This window comes from Corallococcus terminator (genome assembly GCF_049194865.1).
Taxonomy (GTDB): Bacteria; Myxococcota; Myxococcia; order Myxococcales; family Myxococcaceae; genus Myxococcus; species Myxococcus terminator_A.
Map to the genome: position 1 here is coordinate 367,031 of NZ_JBLZWL010000002.1, position 21,214 is coordinate 388,244.

Below are 21,214 nucleotides of genomic sequence, written 5' to 3' on the forward strand. Positions count from 1 at the left end.
CTCACCGGCCCGCCCCTCTCGCACACCAGGGCGCGCATTCCAGGAAGGCCCTCCAGCCGCTACTGGTGGGCCTTCCGTCTTTCTGGGAGACGCGCGCGGGAGCGGACCTCACTGGCACCACGGACCGTCCACAAGTTTTCGGTCTCCCTCGACTCCTCTCCAGCTCACGGCAGGTCCTTCGTCCTCAGCTCATGCTCTGACGCAGTCCTGACCTGACCGACGAGAACGAGAACGAGAACGAGAACGTAGGAACCCAGGTCCACCCATGACCAGATTCCCGCGCTTCCTGGTGACCATCAACAACGCTGGCTCCCGGCTCACCTGCACCGGGAGCAGGCGCACAGCCGGCTCGACCTTGGTGCTCACCTGGCGCCGATGGCGGTAGACCCAGGACTGCACGGTGCTCAGCCACAGCCCCCGGCGTCCGGCGAACTCCCGCTGCGTCAGCCCGCTCGCTTCGAACTCCTCCGCGACGCGCACCCACTCCGGCTTCTCAGCTCTCTTCTGCATCCGTCGAGGGATGACCTGCCCCGCTCATCCCGGCAACGCCCCGCAGCACGTCGTCCGTCGGACGGATACAGAAAGCCCAATCCGCGGCCGAAGGAATGGGCAATTGCGTTCTGGGCCGCAGAGGACAGAGATTGTTCTCTGAATCGTCGTAGGGTGAAAATCCTTGTGATTCAGGGGCTTAAGCATGGGTGTTTGGCGCAATCCATCGCGCGACTCGTGTTAACCGAAAAGGCACTGCCAGTTTGCAGGCCCTTTCAATCAGCTCCCCGGGAGGGACTCGAACCCCCAACTTCGCGGTTAACAGCCGCGCGCTCTGCCATTGAGCTACCGGGGAATGTGCTGCGTGTAGAGAGAACCGGAGGCAGGAATTGCACCTGCACCTGCGGAGTCAGAGTCCGCCATCCTCGCTCGTTAGACGACTCCGGTATGAACTTGGAACATGTGAAGCGGGCGACGGGATTCGAACCCGTGTCGACGGTATGGGAAACCGCCATCCTGCCGCTGGACGACACCCGCGTTGCTGCTGCTTCGAGTACCTCCGGAGGGAATCGAACCCTCGCCGTCCGCTTAAGAGGCGGATGCTCTACCAATGAGCTACGGAGGCATTTTGCCGCTACCCCCGTGCGAGCAGGCGGCGTGCATTCACCACGACGATTCAGTTGTCAGAGAGCCGGAACTGTCAGGTTGACCGGAGGGAATCGAACCCTCTTCCCCGGGGTCACATCCCGGTGGCTCACCAATCGCCTTCGGCCAACATGGAGTCGGGGTACCCGGAGTCGAACCGGGATCACCCGCTTATCAAGCGAGTGCTCTGCCTTTGAGCTATACCCCTGGGAAGCTATGTCTGGGTTTGGGTGCTGCGGACCCTGCTCGTGTGGAGCATGGGGACGCTGGGAGTTGAACCCAGCAGGCCCTGTCGGGCTCGGGCTCTACAGGCCCGCGCGTCTGCCGTAACGCTCTACGTCCCCTGGCGGAGCGGAGGCCCGAAAGCCGAAAGGCCGGGTCCCCTGGATGGGAGCCCGGCCTCTGCGTGGCTTGGCGCGTCAGTGACGAAGCGCGAGCGTCAGCAGGGTACGGGCGGATGGCCGTGAAGGTGGCCGAATCCCACGTTGCGAATCGAGCCGGTGCTCGAGAAGGAGCGGGAGGCGGCGTCGAACTGGGGCCAAAGGTTGTTTCGATAGCTGTGCTTCGCCTTGCTCGACTGCATCGTCACCGTCTTCATGGTCACCGCTCCTTTCATGGGGAATCTACGGAGGTTGATTTTCATCCCTGACAGCGCCGCGATTCTTTTCGTCGCGGCGTCGATTTCGTCAGCGGACTTCAGGGGCCCGAGGTGGGGACGACGGAGGAGAGATTCACCAGCGCATCCCTCTTCACTCCCTGCTTGGCGAAGTCCTGCACGGAGCGGGCGAGCGTGGCTGCCAGCAGACCCAACAGAGGCAGGTGCGCGCCCCCCTCGCAGGTGGCCTGCCCGGCGGTGTCCTCGGCATCCGGGACGAAGCGCTCGTCCCAGCGGACCAGGCCGAACGTCCCGTCCGCGCTCACCGCGCCGTGCACCAGGGGCTTGCCTGCTCCCCGGGCGAAGTCGCTGAGGAGCTGGCGGCTGTCCTGGTTGTCGAAGCAGTCCACCAGAAGGTCGGCGCCGCCACACAGCGCCGCCACGTTGTCGCGGGTGACGCGCACGCCGAAGGACTCCGTCTTCACGCCGTGCAGGTTGAGGAGCTGGAGCTTAAGCGCCTCGGCCTTGTTCTTCCCCACGGAGGGCTTCACGTGGGCCTGGGCGAGCAGGTTCTTGGACTCCACCCGGTCGAAGTCGACGAAGACCAGGGTGGCCTCCAGGTTGCGGCACAGGAGGGCCGCCTGGGAGCCGATGGCGCCCACACCGCAGAAGAGGATGCGCATGGCTTCTCCTCAGCGGGCGCCGAAGGGCACCTTGGGGCGCAGGTAGATGCGCTCGTCGCCGCGCGCACCCCGGAACCGGTCCACGACGAAGTGCTGGAAGGCGTCGTCGCGCAGGTGGGACAGATGCAGGCCGGGAACTCCGCCCGCGCGAATCAGCTCCGCGGCGATGCGGCGCACGTCGGAGTCCGACACTGGTCGGTCCAACTCCACCGGCACGTCCGCGGACATGCCGTCATAGGTGATGTTCAGGGTCGCCATGGTCGTCTCGCGCCTCCTCGCGCGTGCCAGGGGCCGTGGGGAAGGGGCGGCCGGCCGGGCACCTCGCGGGACGGGGGCGTGTCGGGCGTCCTGACTCAGGAGGGGCGCTCCGTGAAAAGACGAGGGCCGGGCTCCGTCGTGCTGACGGAGTCCGGCCCTCGGGGGCCGCGAGGGGGAGGGGTCCTCGCGGCCGGACGCTTACTTCGAGGTTTCGCCGCTCACCGGCGCCGGCGTCGTTGCGGGCTCGGTGCTCACGGTGGGCAGCACTGGCACGGCGCCGATGAAGCCCGAGTACGCCATCCGGTTGGGCGTGCACTCACCCGGGCTGCGCACCTTGTCGAGCGTGGCGTTCTCGAACAGCGCGCTGGCGACGATAGCGGGCGTGGAGTTGGGGTTCAGCTCCAGCCAGAGCGCGGCCACGCCCGTCACGTGGGGCGCTGACATGGAGGTGCCGCTCAGCTCGCGCGACTCCTTGTCGCTGTAGTGCCAGGCGGAGGTGATTCGGTTGCCGGGAGCGAAGACGTCCACGCAGTCGCCGTAGTTGGAGAAGGGCGTGCGCTTGTCGCCGGTGTCAGTGGCGGCCACGGTGATGGCCTCCTCCGTCCGGGCCGGTGAGTGCCTGCAGGCATCGCCGGACTCGTTGCCCGCGGCGAGCACGTAGGTGACGCCGGAGGCGATGGAGCGACGGACCGCTTCGTCGATGGCCGGGTCCGAGTCTCCGCCCAGGCTCATGTTCGCCACGGCCGGGGACTGGTGGTTCTTCGTCACCCAGTCGATGCCCGCGATGACCTGGGCCGTGGAACCCGAGCCGTTGCACGCGAGCACCCGGACGGAGTGCACGGTGGCGTTCTTGGCGAGCCCATACGTGCTGCCCGCCGCCGTGCCCGCCACGTGCGTGCCATGGCCATGGCAATCATTGCCCTTCATGCTGTCGCCAATGGCGTCGAACCCGACGGAGGCCCTGCCGCCGAACTCGCGGTGGGAGAAGCGCACGCCGGTGTCGAGGATGTAGACATGCACCCCCAGCCCGGTGGCGTTGTACATGTAGAGCTTGTCCAGCGGCAGCGTGCGCTGGTCCACGCGGTCGATGCCCCAGGTCGGGCTCGGCTGGCTCTCCCGGATGGACAGCACCCCGCTCTCCTGGACGTAGGCGACCTTGGGGTCCTCGGCCAGGGCGCGCGCCTGGTCCTCGGTCATCCGGCTGGCGAAGCCGCGCAGCGCGTGCTCGTACACCACGAACGCGGCGCCGCCGTACTTCTGCGTGAGGGCTTGCGTGGCCTGGGTGACGGCGAGCGGCTGCAGCCCCGGCTCGGGCGCCTTGAGCACCACCACGTACTCACCCGGAACCTTCTCGCGGACGGTGCGGAACTTCTCCGTCGGCGGCGCGCGGAGCGCGGCGGCGGCCGACGGGTCCTTGCAGACGGGCCGGCTGCTCGAGCAGGCCCCCAGCATCGCCAGCCCACTCATGGCCAGGGTCAGCGTCGTCATCCGTCGATTCATGTCTCATCCCCCTGCAATGGGTTACGCGGAATGATACGAATCGACTTTTAATTCGGCTTAATCCTGATTTAGCCCTCTGGGATGAGACAGCGGTTCGTCATTGAACGTCCGAGGTGTGCGCCGACATGCGGGCGCATTCCCTACCAGGGGCGAGCGTTGGCTCCCCACCAATACAGAGCGGTCTCCAGGGGGTGCTTGTGTGGCTTTTCGAGCATGGGTCGGATGCCCATTTCGCGTGCGGCATTGAGCAGGTCCTGGTGCCAGGCGCTGTGTTCGGGAGACAGCCGGGTGGCGGCGATGGCCAGGGCGCTCGCGCCCACGGAGTAGCCGCCGTACATCAGAGGGCCGCTCGCGGAGTCCTCGCGGCCGTTCACGCCCCGAGGCCACTCGCGACAGGCGGCGAGGGGAACCAGCGCTCCGCCCGGGCGGTCGCAGTAGCCCTTCACCAGCGCAGTGGTGAAGGTGGCGGCGGAGGGGTGTGAGCCCATGGAGAGGAAGGCGCCCGTCCACGCCAGCGTGGTGCCGCGAGGCGTGGGCTCGACGAGCCGACCCTTGGCGTTCACCTGGGTGGGAAAGCCCGAGGGCAGGGCGGCGAGCTCCACCAACCGGGCCGTGAGGCGCTCTCCCATCGCGAGTGACTCCGCGTTGTCGCGCAGCCGCCCATGAAGCAACAGGCCCGCCGCGGCGGGGGCGCTGTCACAGGGCCAGATGGACTTGCCGAAGGAAGGCAGCAGGAGTTGCTTCGAGAGGGCCTCCACGAGCCGCGCGGCCAGGGCATCGAACAGCGCGGTGGACTCCTCGTCCGCCAGGCCCGCGCGCTCCATCCCCGCGAGCATCAACAGCACATAGCCCCGGTAGAGGACACTGTGGGGAAGTTGGTGCTTCTCCACGCGCGCGGCGCCATGGGAGAGGAAGGGCGCGCGGCCCTTCGTCAGCGCGTTGTCGAGCAGGGCCTTCAGCCGTCGGGGAGTCTCGGGTGGAGCGCCGCCGTCTAGTGACAACTGGGCCAGGAGGAAGGACAGGTGCGCCGCGCACAGGAGCTGTGCCTCGGAGAATCGCCGGCTCGCGTTGCCCAGAAGCTGGGGCTCACAGCCTTGTCCGAGGATGCGCTGTTCCAGCGCCTCCAGCGCCTGGGCCGAGGGAACGTTCAGGTCGGGCGAGGATGAGGCGGAGGGAGTCTCGGCGGCACCATGGCTCCCCGTCAGCAGGACCAGCAGCGGGGGCAGGGCTCGGAGAAGGGTGCGGGGCATGGGCGGCCCGGGAGGACAGCACGCCCTCCGGGCCCAGGCCATCGTGTCGCTCTCACCGGTCGCCAGTCCGGTGGGAGTGGTTGCTCCCGTCAGGTGGGCGGCGGGGGCTCACGGCGTGTCGCGTTGGACCTTGAGGTCCTTGAAGCGTCCCTCCCGCTCCAGTCGCCAGAGGTCCTCGTCGGTGACGAATTGCTGGCCGAGCAGCTCGCGTGCCCGCTTCACCTTCGCCAGCAGCAGCGGGTCCGTCACGGGCGTGCTGTTTTCGCGGGTGGGGCGGGGTGGTGGACGCATCACGGAGAAGGTTCCGCGCGCGGCGTGTCCATCCACGGTGGTGCCCTCCAGCAGGTAGGTGACTTGCGTCACGCCCGCCTCGGACCGCGTGTCCAGGGAGACGGAGATGTCCACGCCCCGGCCTTCGGGGAGGGAGTCCACGCCCAGGCCTACCTCCTCGGTGTCCTCGGGCAGGGGCGGGGCATCGGGTTCTGGCGCGCGCGTGCGCAGCGCGGTGACACGCTCCAGCCGCACCGCGCCCTTCCAACGGTGGGACAGGCGGAAGGACTGTCGGACGACGCCCTCGGCGTCCTCCACGGGGAAGCGGGGTGTCCCCACCGCGAGCACGGTGACGACGCCCTTCTTGTTGAAGTTCTCGAACGTGTTGTCGAGGAGCTGGAGCGAGGAGCGGCCCGTCACTTTCTTGCCCGTGGCGTCGAACACTTCCACCCGCACCAGGTGCTGGACGTACATCGAGGGATGCCGGGTGATGTCGGGGCTCAGGGTCTGGGTCACCATGGGCGTGCTCGTCGTCACCGTGTGCTGGTCGTCGAAGGTCCAGACGAACCGCACTGGCATGAAGGGCGCCCGTGAGGTCGTGTCCCGGCGAGGGGGCTCGAGGATGCGCGCGAGGAACTCGAAGTCCTCCTCGGTGTTGGGGGCTCGGCGGGAGAAGACCTCGACCAGGCGCTCGGGTTCGCAGTCCTTCACGGTGTAGCGGGGCACCTGCACGGTGGTGGCGACGTTGTCCTTGCCGAACACCGTCACGGTGGGCAGCTCGTACGTCCCATCCGGCTCGCGCCAGACGCGCAGGGGAACGCGCATGCCGATGCCCGCGCCGACGGTGGTGTGGAGATAGGCGTCATTGCCGTCCGGTGAGTGGGCCTGGACGCTGATGAGGTTGTCCTCGCCGGAGCAGACCTCCCGCTTCTCCACCGTCACGCTGTCGATGATGGGGGCGGGAGGGCGCTTCGGCGAGGGACGAACGGCTCGGTCCACCACCGTGGGCAGGACGGGAGCGGTGAGCGCGGGCCCGGGTGGAGGGCGTGGGTCCGCCACGACGAGGGGTAAGGCTTCAGGAGGCGCGGGCGACTCCAGGGAGAGGAACCCGCCGGCCACCAGCGCCGCGATTCCGAGACCGAGCATGAAGGTGAGGCGTCGGCGCCACCAGGGCGGTTCCGAGGGATTCATCCGGGGCTCCTGTCGATTCAGCGGGAGAGGGGGCTCACTGCCAGCAGCCGTAGACGTTGCCGCCGGAGTTCCACTGGAGCTGGTGCGAGTAGTCGCTGGCCCACAGCGTGGTGTTGGAGGGGTGCACGCTCCAGCCGCCGATGCGGTCCGGGCTGATGGAGGTGGCGATGGTGGCGGGGTTGTCGCGCACGCCCTTCCAGATGCCGCTGGTGCTCACGTCACAGCGATTGGCGGACATGCAGTTGGCCACCTGATTGCCGGCGTTGGTGCACACGTTAGAGAAGGGACAGATGACGGTCAGTGCGGCCTTCTCGAACCAGCCGAGAGACGACTTGCACTGGCCATGTACACCCCAGTGGATGGTGTTGGCCGCGTTGGCGACGACTTCGTGCGGATAGGTGTGCGTGGTGACGGTGCCCCTGCCCGCGTAGTTGTGGGCGTAGGCGAGAAAGCTGGAGCACATCATGCCGTTGTTGGCCGCGTTGCCAGGAATCTGGTGCGTCGACTCCACGTCCCTGTACTGGAACAACGAATACGGCACGCGCGCCCCGTTCCACAGGGGCCGGTCGATGAGCTGGCTGCCGTCGGCGCGAGACACATCGCTGACATAGGGGTGGTTGAACCAGAGGCTGTCCGCGATGCGCGCCGCGCCTACCGCGTCTCCCAACTGCCACGCGGTCCAGTCTGGCCCGTGGCCATTCGTGTCGTACAGGTAATGATAGATGCCGCCCTGATTGATCTGCTCCAGCCCCGGGTAGCCGTTCTGGAGTTGGCCGGCCTTGAGCGGTGTTCCGCAGACGGTGGGCAACGAGTGCTGGTCCGGGTCTTTCATGGTGGCGTGGGTGACGCCTCCCGTCGCGCCATGCGAGAGCATGGAGTGCGTGCGGAACTCGCCAATGGCATCAATCACATTGCGGATGGGGCCGTCATCACTCCGACTGAACACCACCGCGCCGTTGGGGGCATTCCAGCCCGCGGCGGTGTAGCCGCACTCGGACGCGGCGGCGGGGAAGGTGGTTCCCAGCGCGGATAGGGCCAGACAGCCTGCGAGGACTCGACGCATCAGATACTCCCGGACATGCGACGCTCCCGTGGGCCGGCCCCTCTGGTGTCCCAGGCGTGGCTCGGGGGAGGTCCGTGGGAGCGGCTTCACCGATGCCTGGGAGGCAGCACGGTAGGCACGGTGTCTCGGCATTCCAGGCCGGACCCGGAGGGCAATGCGACAGGGGACACGTACTCGGTCCCTCGGGGCGGTGTGGACGTTCGATGGTCCACGGAGGCCCCTGCTGGTGAGGACACACGGCAAGCTGGGCGAGGCGCGAGGCTCCACGTCACCCCTCACCCACAAGGGCGAGGTGGTGGGGATGGCGGTCCGCACGCGCAAGGCGGTTCAGCCCGTGTATGTGTCACCGGGTCATCTCATGGACCTGCCCACGGCGGTGGAGCTGGTGCTGCGGGCGAGTCCAAAATACCGCGAGCCGGAGACCACGCGTCAGGCGCACCGGTTGGTGAAGGCGCTCAGGCGCGCTGATGGTGAGGCCGCCGAGCTGGAGTGAGGTGCCCCCGTGGATTTGACCGCGGGCCCGTCCCCCTCTATGTCCGAAGTCCTCATGACGGGGACGTGGTCCGGGCGCCAGGCTGCTCGGGCGGACGTCACCCCGTCCGCCTTCGCGGGAAGCAGTGCCAGGGCGTTGGCACCGTACTCCGAGGGTGGTGAAGCGAGGGCGGGGGTCGCCATTGGGAGTGTCGATGCGAAGGCTGTCGTCACGGTGGAGTGAGCTGGAGTCCCACTACTCCGTGGTGGTGGTGGGGTCGGGCTATGGCGGTGCCATCACCGCCAGCCGGCTCGCGCGAGCAGGTCGCCAGGTGTGCGTCCTGGAGCGGGGACGGGAGCTGCAGCCGGGCGACTACCCACGCACGGAGGCGGACTTCGCCAAGGAGTTCCAGATACACCTCGAAGCCGAGAGCGGCGTCGACCTGGGACGTTCCACGGCCCTCTTCGAGCTGCACCGGGGCGGGGACGTGGCCGTCGTGACAGGCTGTGGCCTGGGCGGCACGTCGCTCATCAACGCGGGTGTCACGCTGCGGCCGGACCCGCGCGTGTTCCAGGACGCGCGCTGGCCGGAGGCACTCCGAGCGGATGTGCCCGGCCGCCTGGAGGACGGGTTCACCTGGGCCGAGCGCATGTTGCGTCCAACGCCCTATCCAGAGTCCTCGCCGCCCCTGGCCTCGTTGGAGGCGATGGAGCGCGCCGCGCGCCACCTGGGTGGCACCTTCCGGCGTCCGCCGCTGGCTGTCTCCTTCGCGGGCGGCGTGAATGAAGCGGGCGTGCGACAGGGGGCCTGCTCGCTGTGCGGTGACTGCCTCACCGGGTGCAATCAGGGCGCGAAGAACTCCGTGTTGATGAACTACCTGCCGGATGCGCACCGCCACGGCGCGAAGCTCTTCACCGAAGTGGGCGTGCGCTACCTGGCGCGTGATGGCGGACGCTGGCGCATCTACTACCGGCCAATGAACAGCGGCCGTGAGCGCTTCGAGGCGCCGGACCTCTGGGTAACGGCGGATACGGTCGTCCTCGCGGCGGGCACCATGGGCACGGCGGAAATCCTGCTGCGCTCCCGAGCGCTAGGGTTGCCGCTGTCGCGAATGCTGGGCCAGCGCTTCAGCGCCAACGGCGATGTGATGGCGTTCGGCTACAACACGGACGTCCCCATCAACGGCGTGGGCCATGGGACGCATCCGGTGGAAGGTCGCGAGCCCGTGGGCCCCACCATCAGCGGCATCATCGATGCGCGTGCGACGTCCCGGCAGGAGGACGGCATGGTCATCGAGAACGGCGCCATGCCGGGTGCGTTCGGAAGGCCGATGCTCGGCCTGCTCGCCGCCGCGGCCGCGGTAGCAGGTGACGACACGGACGAGGGGCTGAGGGACAAGCTGGAGGAGCTCGCGCGCATCGCGGACAGCGCGGTGCGCGGGCCGTACCACGGGGCCATGCGCCACACGCAGACGTTCCTCGTCATGTCCCACGACGCGGGCGCCGGTGAGCTGCGGCTGGAGGGCGACCGGGTGCGGGTGAACTGGCCTGACGTGGGCACGCAGCCGGAGCTGGAGCGCGTGGACCGGCGACTGCGCGAGGCCACGGCGGCCCTGGGGGGGACATTCGTGCGCAACCCGCTGTGGAATCGGCTCACCGGCCATGAGGTCCTCTGCACGCATCCGCTCGGTGGCTGCGTCATGGCCGAGGACGCCAGCGCGGGCGTCGTGGACCACGAGGGCCGTGTCTTCTCCCGTGACGAAGGTACCGAAGTTCACGAGGGGCTCTATGTCAGCGACGGCTCGGTGATTCCGAGGCCGCTGGGAACCAACCCCCTGTTCACCCTCTCGGCGGTGGCCGAGCGCTGTGTCTCACTGATGGCGAAGCGGCACGGGTGGAGCATCGACTACACGCCCGCGACGGAGGAGCTGGACAGCGAGGCGCGGGCGCCGGTGGGTGTGCGCTTCACCGAGACGATGTACGGCTCCATCTCGGGCGCGGTGGCGGAGAACTCGCTCGTCGCGGGAGACCCGAAGCGTATCGATGCGACGCACCTGCGCTTCGTCCTCACGGTGGAGACGCACGACCTGGAGCGCACGCTGGAGGACCCGCTGCACCCCCTGGGACTCTCCGGCGTGGTGGAGGCCTTGTCGTTGTCTCCTCGGCCCCTGACGGTGGAGCGAGGCGAGCTTCACCTGATGACCCGGGAGGCTGCGCGACCGGGCGGGCGGCGGATGCACTACCAGCTTCCCCTGGTGGCCGAGTCGGGCGAGCGCTTCTTCCTCGACGGCTACAAGGACGTCCACGACGATGCGGGCTTCGACCTCTGGGTGGACACCACGCGGCTGCTCGTGTCCGTGCACCGGGGGAGTGACGCCTCGGGGCCCTGCATCGCGCGAGGGCTGCTGCGGTTGAACGCGAAGGACTTCGCGGTGCAGCTCTCCACGCTGCGTGTGCCGAGCGCCCGGGACACCTCGCGTCGGCTGTCGGCGCTGCTGCGCTTCGGGCGGTTCTTCTTCGGCGCGCTCTACGACACGTACGTGCGAAAAGCCGCGTAGCGAGCGGGGAGGCGGTGGCCCGCCTTCCGTGCAGGCCAGGTGGTGCTCCTCCCGAGGGCCATGGGCAACCTGATGCCCACGAAGGCACATCGGGAGGACAGGTCATGGCGGACAAGCGGGAGCAAGAGGGCCGGAAGGCTTCACGAGAAGGCGCGCGCGGTGAGCTGCCCATCGAGGCCCGTCGTGCCCGGCGAAGCGCCGCGCACGCGAGCCAGACCTACCGGGCCTTCATCAAGCACCTGTGCGAGCGCGGTGGCATGTCGCCCGCGGTGGCGGAGCAGGCCGCGGTGTCCGTCCTCTGCGCGGTGGAGCAGCGCATCAACGCCGAAGAGACAGAGGACCTGGAGGCGCAACTCCCCAGCAAGCTGGCGGAGCTGTTGCACCGGTGCGAGCGCCACGAGGACGAGCTACCGGGGGGCTTCGGCCGCGAGGAGCTGCTCAAGCGCGTGGGTGAGGACCTGGCGCTCAACCCGGACGCGGTGGCGCCCGTGGTGCGCGCGGTCCTCAACGCCGTGAGAGATCAGATCAGCGAAGGCGAGGCCGAGGACGTCATGGACCAGCTCCCCGAGGACCTCAAGGAGCTGTGGCGTCGCCCGAGCTGAGCGTCGTGCCTCACGCGCGCGCCATGGGCGAGTGAGTCATGCCCGAGACTTCGCGCAGGGGCTCGGCCCACCAGGGCTCGTCGGAGACCCAGACATCGCGACCCTCGACGCGGGCGACCATGCCGCCAGGGGCCACGACGGAGAAGCGCGGTGCTCGACCGAGCGCCTCCGTCAGCGCCGTCATCGTCGTCTCATCCTCTGTGGAGAAGCCGAGCGGGCCCTCGGGGTGGCTGTGCGCCACTTCCACCAGCTCGTGACGCCAGTACCAGATGGCCTCCCACCGCGTGCGGGAGTCAGGCAGGAGGACGGGGCTGTCGGAGGTCTCGCACCACAGCACCTCCTCGTCTTGACCGATGAGCAGACACACCTCTTGCGAAGACATTGACTCCTCCCTTCCGCACGTCACCCGTGCCGGGTGATGACCAGGACGTCCGTATCGATGGCCTCGCGGATGACCGAGGGCAGGCTCTCCAGCGTCACCTCGCTGTCCGCGCCCGCCAGACACACGCCCGCGTCGATGACCTGGAGCGTGCCTGCGTCGACGACAGAGATGAAGCGCTCCCCCATGAAGGCGAACGTCACCTCGAGTTGATTTCCCGCCATCCGTCGATGGTTCAGCAACCGCGCCCCCGCGCCCTGGAGCGCGACCTCCGCGCGCGAGTGGTCACCCACTGGCGCACCTCGCCCGTGTCGAGCCCCCGCGCCATCGAGGTGTCGACGAGCCCTCTGCGCGAGCTCCACGGCACGCGCCCGCGCTGCCTCCGCTGTCTGCGCCGCCTGCGCCTGCACGCTCGCCGCGAGCAGCCTGGCCGCGTGCGCGCGCCGATGAGCCTCGCGCTCCTCCACCAGGGCCCGCAGACAGGACTCCGCCTCGGCCCGACCCAGCTCGGCCACCCGCAGCACCCGGCCGCGCGTCTCCGCTGGCGCGAAGCGGATGTCCAGAGCGCGCGATGCCGACTCCAGCAGCGCATAGCCATAGGCCGCCCGCAGCGGCGCGCTCACGCCCTTCACGGTGGAGAGCGGCTGGCCCTCCTCCAGGGCACGGCGTGACTGGTCCTCCGCCTCGCCCTCGAAGTCCACGCTGTCGAACAGCAGCGAGCCGTCATGCCAGCGCCGGGCACTCACGGGCGAGAGCACCGCGGGCTCCTCCTCCGGCATCAACTCCAGGGGCTCGGCCACCGCGCCCTCGCGCACCAGTCGCGAGCCCCAGATGTGGCCCCGCACGCGCGGCAGCCTGTCCAGGCCTTCCGGCCCGGCCTGCTCGCGCGCCGTGGCCTCCCGCCCCTCCACCTCGAAGCGCCACCACCCCGGCGTCACGGGGGAGGTGACACGGAGGCGGCGCGAAGCGGTGTCCACGGTGCCGCAGCCCAGATACGGCAGCACCGCCGACTCCACCTTCCCGAGGAACTTCCGGTAGTCCACGCCGCCTCCTTGTCACCACGACTTCGGGTTCACGCCACCTTCAACAGCGGCGTGCGCATCACCCGCTCCACCCAGCCGGACTGGCTGGCACCGGGCTGCGTCGGCGCATCCAGCAGCGCCTTGAGCACCCGGGGGACCTGGTACGGGTCCGCGAACTGGTCCACGTTCACCTCGCTGAAGGGCACCTTCATGAAGCTCGCGCACGTGCGGACCGTGTTGCCACGGGCCCCCGCCACGCTCACCAACAACGCCAGCGCCGCCACTGTGTAGCCGCAGTCGCGGAACGCCCGGGCGAACTGGTCGCCCGCCTCGCCCGCCTCGTCGCCCACCACGATGACCACCAGCTTCGCCCCCTCCGGCACCTTCACGCCGTCGCGGCTCAGTGCATGAACCCCGGCCGCGTGAGTCGTGCCACCCGACGCCTTGAGCCGCTCGAGCATGTGCTGCACCGCCGTGCGGTTGGAGGCCTTCGGCTTGAGGACGGTGCCCATCGTGTCGAACGCCGCGATGTGCAGCTTCTCCATCGGGAAGCCCGCGAGGATGCGCGTCAGCGCCTCCTTCGAGTTCTCGATGGCGCCCTCCATGGAGCCCGACTTGTCGATGAGGAACATCACCCTCACGTCGGTCTCCGCCGTCGCCTCCGCCACCGCCTGTCGTGCCGCGTTGTCGCTCGCCTCCTCCAGCTTCTGGCGCAGCACCTCGCTGCGCACGTTCTTCGCGATGTTCAGCCCACGCTGGTCCGTCGCCGTCTGGACAGCCAGCTCCCAGCGCCCGCGCACGGAGGGCTCCGCCAACAGCCCCAGCTCCTCGAGCGTCGGCGTCATCAGCCGCAAGTCTCGGTCCGACAACGAGGGCAGCAGCGCCGCCATGATGGCCGGAGTCATGCCCAGGTCCCTCGGCAGCCGGCCCACCACCTCCTTGTAGGAGAGGCGCTCCAGCTCGATCCACTCGCAGATCTCCGCCTCCGACAGCCCGTCGAAGCGCTGGCTCTTCACGAGCGTCAGCCCGCTCAGGCCCACCGTGCGGTGCCCGCCCTCGGCCTGCTTCTGCTTCCAGCCGAGCACCTCGAAGAAGCCCTGCGCGCGGGGCTTGTACCCCGCCTTGCGCGCCAGCTTCTTCAGCGTCTCCTTGTAGCCCGCCTTCACCAGGCCCTGGAGCATCGGCAGGTTGGCCTCACGCGCCGCCAGCCACCGGGACGCCACGCGCTTCCAGCGGCCCATGGGCGCCTTGCGGGACGCCGGGTCGCCGAAGCCCGCCTCACGGTTGAGGCGCGCGATGTCCGGCAGCTCGAGCAGCTCCGCCACGCGCAGCACCGCCTTGGGCGTGAGCATGCGCGTGGACTTGCGCTCGTAGTGCAGCACCATGGCCTCGCCAATGGCCCGCCAGTCGTCGTCGTGGAACGCCACCTTCCCGTCCTCGCCGACGACGGGCTGACCCGCGTGCTCCTGCACCAGCATGAGCGCGCACGTGGCCACCTTCAGGTCACGCCAGTCCGTCTGCGTCAGCGCGTACGACGCGAAGTGCGCCATCAGCTCCGAGTTGAGTCGGTGGATGTCCAAGAGCTGTCGGTAGAGCCGCACCGCCGCCGGCACGAAGAGGCCCGGCTTCACGGGCTTGCCGAGCGTGCGCTGCGCCGGAGTGGCGTGCGCCGCGGCCACCCACGTGCCGTTCACGTCCAGCCCCGGCCGGTTGTGCCACAGGTGCGCGGAGCCACTGAGCACCAGGTCCAGCAGGCGCTCGGCGGGGCCACGCTGCGTCTCGGGCAGCAGCGGGGTGTTCTGCGTCGTGGTCGTCATGGGGTGCCACCTTTCGGGACGTGCGGCGGGTCAGGCGCGGGGCGGACCCCAGGCGCCCGAGGGCGTGAGGGGAGTGCACCGCGCGTGGAACGCACGGGGGCCTTTCGTGCTCGAGGCACGGCCACCCGCGCGAAGCTGGGATGAGAGGGAGAAGAAGGGTGCGCCCGAGTGACGAGGCCGGTGTTGCTGGATTGACTGTCCAGTGTTCTGCCAGTTGAACTACGAGGCCTGACGGCCGTCGGCGGGACTCGAACCCGCATCTCTCAGGCGTGTCTGGCTTCGTCGGCCGGGCGCTGAATCGTAGGGGTGCTCAGGAGAAGACGCACACGTCGCCGTGGATGGGGATGCGCGCCACGTCCTTGCCACCCCGGTGGGACTTCCGGGCTGGCACCGAGACGAGCTCCCACGTGGGCAACACCACCGCTGTCAGTGAGCGGCCGTACACGCAGCCGGTGTCGATGCCCACCGCGTGCTCGGTGACGAGCGGCTGGTCGAAGACGGTGTGTCCGAAGATGACCCGCTCCGGACCCTTCCAGTGATGGGTCCAGAACGTCCAGCCCTCCGGCGCCTTGGATGGCCAGTAGCTCTTCTTGCCGGGCGGCTGGATGCACTGCGCGTGGAGCAGGTGGTAGGGGTCCTGCTCCTCGACGGCCAGGTCGGGCAGCATGCCGGCGTGTACGACGATGGCGTTGTGCTCGGGCAGCCGGAGGTAGTGGGGCAGCCCCGCCATCCAGTCGTAGTGCGTGGCGTCGAGGGCCTGGCGCGTCGCCAGGTGGTCGGGCAGCAGGCGGCTGTCCTCGCGGTGGCGCTGCTGGAGGTGCTTCTCCTCGTGGTTGCCGAGGATGGCCTCGTGCCGCATCGCCAGCTCCACGCACTCGCGGGGCTTGGGACCCCGGTCCACCAGGTCCCCAGCGAAGATGACGCGGTCGCTGGACGTGGCCCCGACCTTGGCGAGCAGCTCCAGGGCCTCGTCGTGGCAGCCATGGAGGTCTCCGATGACGATGGTGCGGGGGGACATGACACGGTTCCTTCAAAAGAGAGGGTGAGCGCCCGAGTCGAGAGGCCGGTGGGCTGATTTACGAGGTCAGTGCCGGACCGCCCGGCGTCACCCCACCGGGTGGTGGGGGTGTGGAGTCGAACCACTGCGTGTAGGGCCTCTCGGGCCGGGCGCTCGAAAGCGTTGCGGCCAGGGACGCGACCTTTCCCGGTTCCTGACGCGGAAGATTCCCGCTCCCCGCCCGCATTCCCCGAGGGATATTTTGTCAGGAAATCGGCGCCCCGCGGGTCGGGCCTCCTTGGGTGCTCCGTCTGTCCGGTCGTCCGGGTGGCCGGGGTCCTCTGCTCCACTCGGAGGCTGCCTGCGGATGCCAACGTGGTACCTTGCCGCGCCACATCCCTGTATCCCCATCTCCCGGGGCGGTTCTCCGGGCACAGCCCTCAGGTCCTTCCGGTGTTCGAGCAGCTCACGGATGACGAATTGTTCGCGGAGGTGGTCCGCCGCCGCGCCACGGGCGAGCCCATTGGAGGCCCGCTCGGTACGTTGGTCCAGCGATGGAACCGGCCTGCCCGGTATGTCATCAGCAAGATTCAGGCGAGCTACGGCCGTGGGTCCCCAGCGGACTCGGACGAACTCTTCCAGGACGCGGTCGGCAAGTTCCTCGACCGCGGGTTGGATCAGTTCCGTGGCATCTCCCAGCAGATGCCGGGGCGGAGCGCGTCTCCCAAGACGTTCTTCCTGCGCATCGTCAAGCACGTCGCCATCGACTTCTACCGACGGCACCGCGAGGAGCTCGCGGCGCCTCCGTCGGACCCCGATGACGCGATGGAAGAGTCTCCGTCGGAGCGGGCTCGCGCCGTGGAGCTGGGCCGGAGGACCGAGGAGCGCGCGGACGCCCAGGAGCTGTACTGGGCCGCTTTCGCCCGACTCCAGCAGGAGCACCCCAAGGAAGCCTCGGCGTGGGAGCTGTATCACCACGAGGACGTGGAGGATCACGAGGAATGCGCACGTCGGCTGAACATCACCGTGGTCAACTCCTACAAGCGCGTCAGTCGCGCCCAGGCCTACTTGAAGCTCTACCTGCTGGATCTCCAGCGCGAGTCGCCACAAGGGGAGGAAGCGTGAGCCTCCTTCCCGGACCCACCCCGGGGTATTCAGGAGGAATGAAGTCATGAAGACCGATGCCATGTCTCGCTACGCCACCCGTCGCACCGTTCTCACCGCCGGGTCCACCTCACCAGGAGTCGTCCTCGAAGCCGCTGGGGACTTTTTGAGGAGGGCGACCCGGTTGGGGACGGAAGGTGTGGAGGCCGCCCTTCGCGGCCTCGGTCGACCGGGGGTGGAGAGCTGGCTCCAGGCGCAGAAACCGCAGGCGCTCCAGCCCGTGCTGTTGAGGGCCGCGGAAGAAGCGATGGAAGTGGTGCTGGACGGTGGTGACGAGGCGGAAGTGTGGCGGGCCTCGGCGCTGGAGGGACTTGCCGCTCGCGACAGGGCCGCCTCCGCCGCATTCGCGCTGGCCGCCTGGGAGGCCCTCCATGGTGCCTTGGACGGCGAGGCCGCGCGAAATCGAGACCGCTATCTGGAGTCGCTCGGGAGCCTGGATTCGTCGCTTCTTCCCAGAGCACGTTGGTTCATTCCCCTCAACCCGCAGCGCCGTCAGGAGCTCGAGCTGCTCGACGCCGCGGAGCAGGACAAGGCCTGGTGGTTTACGTCCCGGGCCGGCTGCGATGACCTGGTGGCCACCTGGACGGGCGGGCCCCAAGCACCCACTCCCCACATCCAGGGCTGTGTCGAGTGCCGCGCGGATATCGCGGATGCGGCGCCCGTGGATGCGCCCCCGCGTCGCCACCTCACGCAAGATGACCTCTGGCGCTTCGACATGGGGATGATGTCCGCCGACGAGCGCGAGCGCATGGACGCGCATACGGCCCGCTGTGGCGAGTGCGCCCAGGCTGTGCTGGCCTTGGGCGAGGGCGACGACGCGATTGAAGAGGCCCTGGAGCTGGAGGAGGGTGACGGGACGATGGCCCGCGCCGCGCGCTCTTCGCGCGAGCCGGCGTCGCAGCGTCCCTCCGCGGCGCGCCACCCGGAGCACCGGGAAGTGTTGGAGGAGCGGCGGGAGTTTCGAGTGGTGCTGGTGCGCGAGCGTCAGCGCGTCCGGCTGTTGGTGCAGCCCCTGACGGGCCGGACGGTGACGGCGGCGGTGTTCCTCAGTCCCGGCCGTCCCTCGCTCAAGCCCACGTCCGGGCCCGAGGGCCTGGCGTTCGACCTGTCCACGGCGTCTTCTACTGGCGCGCGCTCCGCCCACCTCACGGTGCAGGCTGGCGGCGAGACGCTGGAGCGGGACTTCGCCTTCTGACTTCGTGGGACGGGGCCCTCGCGGTGAGCGCGGGGCCCCACACTTCCCTGGCTGCTACTGATTCGGAGTGCCGGTGCGCTGCGTGTCGAGCGCCTCCCGGCTGCGCACGGGCGGCTGCGGAATGGGGAAGTTGCGAGCCGGCATGCTGCGGCGGAAGCCGTTGGCCAGGAAGGCCGTGATGAGCTGGGCCGGCGGAGGTCGGGTGCCGAGCGCGGCGCCGCACACGTCGATCTGGTCCATGACGCGCGGCCCATCGCTGACCTGGTAGCGGTTGCAGGTGCTGTCCACCGCGGCGTTCTTGTCCCGCGGCAGCTCGCGCGTCAGCCTGCCCCACTTCATGGTGAGGATGTCAGGGGTGAGCACGATGTTGACGGGCTCCCCACCCCACGTGCCGTCGATGAGCGTGCGCGAGGTGCCGGCCTTCACCTTCAGCTCGATCTGCCGCTGGCCGAAGGTGCCCGTCACCTCGATGCCGTGCTCGTAGATCTCCTCGGACAGGATGCTCACCCAGACGCCATCCGTGCGCCGGGTATACGGCTTGTCCGCCGCGACGCGGCCATGGTTGAACCAGACATCGCCCACGCGGCCCAGGGGAACCTGCTCGTTCTTCGCCACGGGCGCGACTTCGTCCAGCCCGGCGGGGCCGGTGGAGGCCACCAGCGGGCGCCCGGCGAGCAGGTCCGTCACGGCCACCGTGTCGTCCACGATATCGAAGCGCACGCCGTCCAGCCACGCTTGCCCCGTGCCGCTCATGATGAGGCCGGCCATGATGGTGGTGGCCTCCTTGGGGACGTCCAGCACCACCTCGTAGCGCTTGCAGCCACGGGTGCCGACCAGCGCGCGCGACTGCATGTTGTCGAAGGCGAGCGGCTGCTTCGGGTCCGGTCCCTCCACGCGCATCCACAGGCCAGCCCAGCCGTCCACGTCCTTCACGCGCGCGGCGGCGGAGAAGCGCAGCCGCTTGCCGCGGAAGTCCTGCGCGCCGAAGGCCTGCATGAACGTGCCGTAGCCCGCTTCATCGAGCGACAGCGAGCGCAGGTAGGCGCTGCGGGCGCCCTCGCAGGGCGCGCTGTTGTCCACACCCGCCTCGTAGCGCTTGGGCGCGCTCTCCGTGACGTACCAGCCGACTGGCAGCTTCTGGGTGTCGCCCGACGACTGCGCCTGGGCCACCGGAGCGGCCAGGGCGAGCAGCAGGGCGACGAGGTTCTTCCGGAGGTCCATGGCGGGCGTCCTCACAGCGACACGGGCTGGCGCGCGCTCAGCGCGCCTTCGGGGAGGCCGGTGCGGGCCTCGTAGCGGGGGACCTCGGCGGTGCCCCAGGGATTCATGACCAGCAGGCCGCGCTCGGCGGCCTTGCGCGTACAGAAGTCCTGCGTGGCCAGGTCCGGACAGGCGACGACGTTCGTCTTCGTCGGAGAATCACCCTCGTCCAGGTCCACGGCCACCATGGGCGGCCGTGAGTCCAGGCTGTCGGGCAGCGCCGGCTGGGTGGCCTTGTCGCCGGTCAGCAGCACCAGCGTGAGCGAGGCCGCGGCGGCCAGGGCCGCGATGGCCGCGCCCGTCGCGGCGCGCCTTGCGTGCCGCACGAGGGGACGCACGACGCGCTCTTCCCGGGGGAAGGTGCTGGCGGCCTCGGTGAGCTGTTCGGACAGGAAGGCCTCTTCCTGCAGCAGCACGGCGCACGGCTCACACTCCAGGGTGTGGGCCTCCAACGCCGCCGCCTTCTCCGGGGCGAGTGCGCCCAGGATGTATTGCTCCGCGGAGTCGCGGGTCAGGTGGGGCTTAAGCATGGGTCTCCTCCTCGAGCGCGGTCCGCAGCTTCTTGCGGACCTCGCACAGGATCTGCCGCACGCGCTGGACGGAGAGACCGACCTTCGCGGCGACTTCGGCATGGGGTAGCTCCTGGCCGTCACAGGCCAGGAGAAACACGCTCCGCGCGCTCGGCGACACCTGGGCGAGCGCGGCATGGGCGCGAGACAGCTGCTCTTCGGAAAGCAGGCGACGCTCGGCGGATACGGCCGGGTCCACCGGGTGCTGACGCTCGGGCAATTCCTCCACCGCCCCGGAGATGGACTCTCGCCGGACGCGGCGGGCATCGTCCGCGGCCAGGAAGGCCGCCTGGGTGAGGGCGAGGTTGGGCAGGCGCAGCTCCGTCAGCAGCCCTCGCTGCTGTTGTTGGATGAGTCGGGCCCACGTCTCCTGGGCCAGCTCGTGCGCCCGGTCCACCCGGACGCCTCGGGCCAGGAGCGATACCACGACGCGGCGGTGGTGGCGCGCAACCAGTGCGTCCCACGCGCCCCTGTCCCCGGCGAGGGCCTTGCGCGACAGGGACTCCTCGTCCGCCCCGCGCGACGCCTCCATCGGCTCCTCGGCTTCCCTCGGCAGTCGAACCGTCGTCATCCGCAGGCCCTGCACGGCTGCACTCATGCCGTCTTCCCGTCGCTCTGAAGCGTCTCCGGGACGTGGCCGCTCCCCGGTGCCCGGGTAACGTGTGTCCGAGGCGGACATATCGTCGGAAACCGGGAAGATGTGCGGAGGGGTGGTCAAGGGTCAGTTGATGGCGGGGCTTTCCCCAGAAGACCAGGGGAGGTTGGAGAGGCGGACGACGCCTTGGCAGCGCCCACACATCCGGCCCTCTGAGTCGTACACGCGGGCGGTGGCGAAGAGGAGGGTGAGGCCCTGGTTGTCGATTTCGGCTTCCACGCGGATGTGGTCGCCGGTGACGGGCCGCTCGAAGCTCATGGAGAGCTGCACGGTGGCGCAGCGGCGGCTGGGGTCCACCAGCGCGCCGCAGGTGCCGATGGCCAGGTCGAAGAGGGCGGCGAGGATGCCGCCGTTGACGGCGGCGGCGCTGCCCACGCCCCCTCGGTGCTCCGGCCGCAGCTCGGGCAGGGAGACGACGACCTTGCGGCCCTCGGGGAAGGAGACGGCGGCGCCGAAGTGCCGCATCGTGAGGCTCTGGTTGAAGAGTTCCGCGTAGCGGTCCAGCGCGGCCTGGGTGGGGCGCGAAGGAGGACCTGAGGGGGAGTCGGACATGGTGTTTCGCCCTTTATACCCGAGGGCGA

General features: G+C 69.3%; 20 protein-coding genes, 7 tRNA genes and 1 pseudogene. 5 read left to right on the top strand and 23 right to left on the bottom strand.

Annotation, left to right across the window (positions count from 1 at the left end; all coding sequences use genetic code 11):
* Positions 1–189: 189 nt before the first annotated feature.
* From tnpA to ACN469_RS03685, 15 genes are all read right to left on the bottom strand, one after another.
* Entirely contained in the window at positions 190–510 is a 321-nt protein-coding gene (gene tnpA, locus ACN469_RS03615; protein WP_498764125.1) for an IS66 family insertion sequence element accessory protein TnpA, read from the bottom strand.
* 262 nt (positions 511–772) lie between these two features.
* A tRNA-Asn gene (locus tag ACN469_RS03620) sits at positions 773–844 on the bottom strand.
* A 19-nt stretch (positions 845–863) separates the two neighbouring features.
* Positions 864–936, bottom strand: a tRNA-Gln gene (locus ACN469_RS03625).
* A gap of 19 nt (positions 937–955) precedes the next feature.
* Positions 956–1,026, bottom strand: a tRNA-Gly gene (locus ACN469_RS03630).
* 17 nt (positions 1,027–1,043) lie between these two features.
* Positions 1,044–1,114, bottom strand: a tRNA-Lys gene (locus ACN469_RS03635).
* A 79-nt stretch (positions 1,115–1,193) separates the two neighbouring features.
* A tRNA-His gene (locus ACN469_RS03640) sits at positions 1,194–1,264 on the bottom strand.
* 7 nt (positions 1,265–1,271) lie between these two features.
* Positions 1,272–1,342, bottom strand: a tRNA-Ile gene (locus ACN469_RS03645).
* A 50-nt stretch (positions 1,343–1,392) separates the two neighbouring features.
* Positions 1,393–1,478 (bottom strand) — tRNA-Tyr (locus tag ACN469_RS03650).
* A 95-nt stretch (positions 1,479–1,573) separates the two neighbouring features.
* On the bottom strand, positions 1,574–1,732 hold the full coding sequence (locus ACN469_RS03655; protein ID WP_498764127.1) for a hypothetical protein: 159 nt from the start codon (positions 1,730–1,732) through the stop codon (positions 1,574–1,576).
* A 98-nt stretch (positions 1,733–1,830) separates the two neighbouring features.
* Complete coding sequence (locus tag ACN469_RS03660; RefSeq protein WP_498764129.1) at positions 1,831–2,412, bottom strand: HesA/MoeB/ThiF family protein; 582 nt, start codon at positions 2,410–2,412, stop codon at positions 1,831–1,833.
* A gap of 9 nt (positions 2,413–2,421) precedes the next feature.
* A complete protein-coding gene (locus ACN469_RS03665; RefSeq protein ID WP_498764131.1) occupies positions 2,422–2,670 on the bottom strand; it encodes a hypothetical protein in 249 nt (82 codons plus the stop codon).
* 198 nt (positions 2,671–2,868) lie between these two features.
* The gene (locus ACN469_RS03670) at positions 2,869–4,170 is read right to left on the bottom strand and encodes a S8 family peptidase (RefSeq protein WP_498764133.1); all 1,302 of its coding nucleotides are present in this window, start codon (positions 4,168–4,170) and stop codon (positions 2,869–2,871) included.
* A 140-nt stretch (positions 4,171–4,310) separates the two neighbouring features.
* Positions 4,311–5,420, bottom strand: coding sequence for a hypothetical protein (locus ACN469_RS03675; protein WP_498764135.1), 1,110 nt, complete (start codon positions 5,418–5,420; stop codon positions 4,311–4,313).
* Between the two features lie 108 nt (positions 5,421–5,528).
* Positions 5,529–6,881 carry a hypothetical protein gene (locus ACN469_RS03680; protein ID WP_498764137.1) on the bottom strand — a complete coding sequence of 451 codons (1,353 nt, stop codon included), beginning with the start codon at positions 6,879–6,881 and terminating at the stop codon, positions 5,529–5,531.
* Between the two features lie 34 nt (positions 6,882–6,915).
* On the bottom strand, positions 6,916–7,944 hold the full coding sequence (locus ACN469_RS03685) for a hypothetical protein (protein ID WP_498764139.1): 1,029 nt from the start codon (positions 7,942–7,944) through the stop codon (positions 6,916–6,918).
* A gap of 205 nt (positions 7,945–8,149) precedes the next feature.
* Here ACN469_RS03685 and ACN469_RS03690 point away from each other — a divergent pair.
* The 3 genes and pseudogenes from ACN469_RS03690 to ACN469_RS03700 form a co-directional block, all read left to right on the top strand.
* Positions 8,150–8,437, top strand: a pseudogene (locus tag ACN469_RS03690) (endonuclease V); the annotation flags it as partial.
* A gap of 193 nt (positions 8,438–8,630) precedes the next feature.
* Positions 8,631–10,973, top strand: a complete 2,343-nt coding sequence (locus ACN469_RS03695) for a GMC family oxidoreductase N-terminal domain-containing protein (RefSeq protein ID WP_498764141.1) — start codon at positions 8,631–8,633, stop codon at positions 10,971–10,973.
* A gap of 104 nt (positions 10,974–11,077) precedes the next feature.
* On the top strand, positions 11,078–11,575 hold the full coding sequence (locus tag ACN469_RS03700) for a DUF2267 domain-containing protein (protein ID WP_498764143.1): 498 nt from the start codon (positions 11,078–11,080) through the stop codon (positions 11,573–11,575).
* Between the two features lie 10 nt (positions 11,576–11,585).
* Here the strand turns inward: ACN469_RS03700 and ACN469_RS03705 are convergent, their stop codons facing one another.
* The 4 genes from ACN469_RS03705 to ACN469_RS03720 all read right to left on the bottom strand — a co-directional run bounded on the left by ACN469_RS03705 (position 11,586) and on the right by ACN469_RS03720 (position 15,811).
* The gene (locus ACN469_RS03705) at positions 11,586–11,957 is read right to left on the bottom strand and encodes a hypothetical protein (protein WP_498764145.1); all 372 of its coding nucleotides are present in this window, start codon (positions 11,955–11,957) and stop codon (positions 11,586–11,588) included.
* Positions 11,958–11,977: 20 nt separating this feature from the next.
* Positions 11,978–12,997, bottom strand: coding sequence for a hypothetical protein (locus ACN469_RS03710; RefSeq protein WP_498764147.1), 1,020 nt, complete (start codon positions 12,995–12,997; stop codon positions 11,978–11,980).
* Between the two features lie 29 nt (positions 12,998–13,026).
* Positions 13,027–14,793, bottom strand: a complete 1,767-nt coding sequence (locus ACN469_RS03715; RefSeq protein WP_498764149.1) for a vWA domain-containing protein — start codon at positions 14,791–14,793, stop codon at positions 13,027–13,029.
* Between the two features lie 310 nt (positions 14,794–15,103).
* Entirely contained in the window at positions 15,104–15,811 is a 708-nt protein-coding gene (locus ACN469_RS03720) for a metallophosphoesterase (protein WP_498764151.1), read from the bottom strand.
* Positions 15,812–16,243: 432 nt separating this feature from the next.
* Between ACN469_RS03720 and ACN469_RS03725 the strand changes: the two genes are divergently transcribed.
* Together ACN469_RS03725 and ACN469_RS03730 are read left to right on the top strand one after the other, a co-directional pair.
* Positions 16,244–16,915, top strand: a complete 672-nt coding sequence (locus ACN469_RS03725) for an RNA polymerase sigma factor (RefSeq protein ID WP_498764153.1) — start codon at positions 16,244–16,246, stop codon at positions 16,913–16,915.
* Between the two features lie 46 nt (positions 16,916–16,961).
* The gene (locus ACN469_RS03730; RefSeq protein WP_498764155.1) at positions 16,962–18,149 is read left to right on the top strand and encodes a hypothetical protein; all 1,188 of its coding nucleotides are present in this window, start codon (positions 16,962–16,964) and stop codon (positions 18,147–18,149) included.
* 54 nt (positions 18,150–18,203) lie between these two features.
* On the opposite strand, the gene ACN469_RS03735 is transcribed toward ACN469_RS03730, so the two are convergent.
* The 4 genes from ACN469_RS03735 to ACN469_RS03750 form a co-directional block, all read right to left on the bottom strand.
* On the bottom strand, positions 18,204–19,370 hold the full coding sequence (locus ACN469_RS03735) for an AraC family transcriptional regulator (RefSeq protein WP_498764157.1): 1,167 nt from the start codon (positions 19,368–19,370) through the stop codon (positions 18,204–18,206).
* Positions 19,371–19,381: 11 nt separating this feature from the next.
* Positions 19,382–19,939 (bottom strand): zf-HC2 domain-containing protein, encoded by a 558-nt coding sequence (locus ACN469_RS03740; RefSeq protein WP_498764159.1) that lies wholly within the window; start codon positions 19,937–19,939, stop codon positions 19,382–19,384.
* Complete coding sequence (locus ACN469_RS03745) at positions 19,932–20,576, bottom strand: RNA polymerase sigma factor (protein WP_498764161.1); 645 nt, start codon at positions 20,574–20,576, stop codon at positions 19,932–19,934. Before ACN469_RS03745 ends, ACN469_RS03740 begins: the two co-directional genes overlap by 8 nt.
* Positions 20,577–20,699: 123 nt before the next feature.
* Positions 20,700–21,185, bottom strand: coding sequence for a PaaI family thioesterase (locus ACN469_RS03750; RefSeq protein WP_498764163.1), 486 nt, complete (start codon positions 21,183–21,185; stop codon positions 20,700–20,702).
* Between the last annotated feature and the right edge of the window lie 29 nt (positions 21,186–21,214).

Coding starts and splice junctions, on each gene's coding strand:
- ACN469_RS03735 (WP_498764157.1), bottom strand. CDS start 19,370: ATGGACCTCCGGAAGAACCTCGTCGCCCTGCTGCTCGCCCTGGCCGCT.
- ACN469_RS03680 (WP_498764137.1), bottom strand. CDS start 6,881: ATGAATCCCTCGGAACCGCCCTGGTGGCGCCGACGCCTCACCTTCATG.
- ACN469_RS03720 (WP_498764151.1), bottom strand. CDS start 15,811: ATGTCCCCCCGCACCATCGTCATCGGAGACCTCCATGGCTGCCACGAC.
- tnpA (WP_498764125.1), bottom strand. CDS start 510: ATGCAGAAGAGAGCTGAGAAGCCGGAGTGGGTGCGCGTCGCGGAGGAG.
- ACN469_RS03665 (WP_498764131.1), bottom strand. CDS start 2,670: ATGGCGACCCTGAACATCACCTATGACGGCATGTCCGCGGACGTGCCG.
- ACN469_RS03730 (WP_498764155.1), top strand. CDS start 16,962: ATGAAGACCGATGCCATGTCTCGCTACGCCACCCGTCGCACCGTTCTC.
- ACN469_RS03675 (WP_498764135.1), bottom strand. CDS start 5,420: ATGCCCCGCACCCTTCTCCGAGCCCTGCCCCCGCTGCTGGTCCTGCTG.
- ACN469_RS03660 (WP_498764129.1), bottom strand. CDS start 2,412: ATGCGCATCCTCTTCTGCGGTGTGGGCGCCATCGGCTCCCAGGCGGCC.
- ACN469_RS03670 (WP_498764133.1), bottom strand. CDS start 4,170: ATGAATCGACGGATGACGACGCTGACCCTGGCCATGAGTGGGCTGGCG.
- ACN469_RS03685 (WP_498764139.1), bottom strand. CDS start 7,944: ATGCGTCGAGTCCTCGCAGGCTGTCTGGCCCTATCCGCGCTGGGAACC.
- ACN469_RS03695 (WP_498764141.1), top strand. CDS start 8,631: ATGCGAAGGCTGTCGTCACGGTGGAGTGAGCTGGAGTCCCACTACTCC.
- ACN469_RS03655 (WP_498764127.1), bottom strand. CDS start 1,732: ATGAAGACGGTGACGATGCAGTCGAGCAAGGCGAAGCACAGCTATCGA.
- ACN469_RS03745 (WP_498764161.1), bottom strand. CDS start 20,576: ATGAGTGCAGCCGTGCAGGGCCTGCGGATGACGACGGTTCGACTGCCG.
- ACN469_RS03700 (WP_498764143.1), top strand. CDS start 11,078: ATGGCGGACAAGCGGGAGCAAGAGGGCCGGAAGGCTTCACGAGAAGGC.
- ACN469_RS03750 (WP_498764163.1), bottom strand. CDS start 21,185: ATGTCCGACTCCCCCTCAGGTCCTCCTTCGCGCCCCACCCAGGCCGCG.
- ACN469_RS03705 (WP_498764145.1), bottom strand. CDS start 11,957: ATGTCTTCGCAAGAGGTGTGTCTGCTCATCGGTCAAGACGAGGAGGTG.
- ACN469_RS03740 (WP_498764159.1), bottom strand. CDS start 19,939: ATGCTTAAGCCCCACCTGACCCGCGACTCCGCGGAGCAATACATCCTG.
- ACN469_RS03715 (WP_498764149.1), bottom strand. CDS start 14,793: ATGACGACCACGACGCAGAACACCCCGCTGCTGCCCGAGACGCAGCGT.